The 1,786-nt window shown below is 67.7% G+C and carries 2 protein-coding genes; one reads left to right on the plus strand and one right to left on the minus strand.

Annotated features, from left to right (window positions below; all coding sequences use genetic code 11):
* Nucleotides 1-138: 138 nt before the first annotated feature.
* Nucleotides 139-567, minus strand: coding sequence for a GNAT family N-acetyltransferase (locus ACWGH4_RS34835; protein WP_453467883.1), 429 nt, complete (start codon nt 565-567; stop codon nt 139-141).
* Nucleotides 568-861: 294 nt separating this feature from the next.
* On the opposite strand from ACWGH4_RS34835, the gene ACWGH4_RS34840 reads away from it, so the two are divergent.
* Complete coding sequence (locus ACWGH4_RS34840) at nt 862-1,743, plus strand: lysozyme (RefSeq protein ID WP_453467885.1); 882 nt, start codon at nt 862-864, stop codon at nt 1,741-1,743.
* Nucleotides 1,744-1,786 lie beyond the last annotated feature (43 nt).

The following is a 1,786-nucleotide window of genomic DNA, read 5'->3' on the forward strand; positions in this document are numbered from 1 at the left end:
GGGTGACACCCCAGGCGCCTCGGCGCAGGCGTCACGCGGGCGGGCTCGGCCGCCATTCCGCTTCGAGGATGCTGAACATCTCGGAGTCCCGCCAGCCGTCCCGGATCAACGCGGTGTGCCGATGCCGCCCCTCGTACGTCATGCCGAGCCTGCCCAGCAACCGGGACGACGCGAGATTGGGGGGTCACAGGTCGCGTAGACCCGGTGTAGTCCCAATTCCCCGAACGCGCGCGACAGAAGCTCTTGTCCGATCGCCGTGCCCACGCCACGCCCCCAGGCCCTCGGGTGCACGATGTAGGCGATTTCGCCCTGACGATGGCGACGGCTACGAATGCGCAGCTCACCCATGCCGACGAGTTCGTCCTCGAAGCGAGCAATGTAGACGAATCTCTGCTGATGGGCCTGTGACCAGGCTTCGACGGCGGTTTGCACGAACGCGCGCGTCTGGTCCTCGGTGTTCGGCCCCCAAGGCTGATAGCGACAAGCCTCCTCGAGGCCGGCCCAGGAGTGCACTACTTGCCAGTCGTCGAGCGCGAGCTTGCGCAAGGTCACCAGGGATTGACTCACAAGCGGATCTTGCCAGATCTCGATCCCAGCCCCACGTGAAGCGGAAGCCGCCGCCCAGCCGTCTTCCCATGGCGACACCGCCCCCGCCGCTGAAACTTCCCACGCCGGAACGGGTGTTGCCCCAGGTCCGCCGAAGCGTCACAGGTCTGGGCCATAGGGACTTCGGACCGCCTCTTTACGCACGGGCGCCACAGTGACTTACTCGTGTGACGTGTCCATGACTTCCTGAAGGGCCCCGGGAAGTCGTGCGCCTGACGCTCGTCCGCCGATCCCCCACCCTGCCAGGAGGCAGTCATGCCTGTGTCACGAGTTGGATTCGCGCGTCGCGGAAGATCGAAGACCGCCACCGTCATCGGCACCCTCGTCTCGGCCGGTGCCTTGCTCTTGACCACCACCGGTACGTCAGCCGCCGCCCCGCCGCCCCCCGACAAGCCCGTCAAGCCCGGCGAGGCCTGGATGGGCTCGGGAACCCGTATCGAGCAGCCGCGCGCCGCCGAGGCGGGCAGCCCCGTCACGCCGATGGACACCAGCGGCGTCCAGGGGATCGACGTCTCCCACTGGCAGGGCGCGATCAACTGGGGCTCGGTCAAGAGCGCCGGGATCGACTTCGCCTACATGAAGGCCACCGAGGGCACCAGCTTCAAGGACTCCCGCTTCGGCGCGAACTACACCGGCTCCTACAACGCCGGCCTGGTCCGCGGGGCGTACCACTTCGCCCGGCCGAACTACTCGAACGGGGCGACCCAGGCGAACTTCTTCGCCTCCAACGGCGGCGCCTGGTCCCGGGACAACAGGACGCTGCCCGGTGTCCTCGACATCGAGCACAACCCGTCGGGCGCCATGTGCTACGGCCTGTCGACGACCCAGATGCGCACCTGGATCAACGACTTCTACAACACGTACAAGGCGCGCACGACACGCGACGTCGTCATCTACACGACCGCGAGCTGGTGGAACACCTGCACCGGCAACTGGACCGGCATGTCCACCAAGGCTCCCCTGTGGGTCGCCCACTGGGGCGTCAGCAGCCCCAACATCCCGAGCGGCTTCCCCACCTGGACCTTCTGGCAGTACACCGCGACCGGTCGGGTCAGCGGCGTCGCGGGAGACGTGGACCGCAACAAGTTCAACGGCTCGATGACGCGGCTGATCGCGCTCGCCAACAACACCGCCTGACCCGAGCCGTCCCCCGGCGCGGCGGAACGCCGCCGGGTGGAGC

The sequence above is a fragment of the Streptomyces sp. NPDC054847 genome, assembly GCF_053610925.1.

What these genes read in the sequence shown, in the direction of transcription:
- ACWGH4_RS34840 (WP_453467885.1), top strand. Translation starts at nt 862, where the DNA reads ATGCCTGTGTCACGAGTTGGATTCGCGCGTCGCGGAAGATCGAAGACC.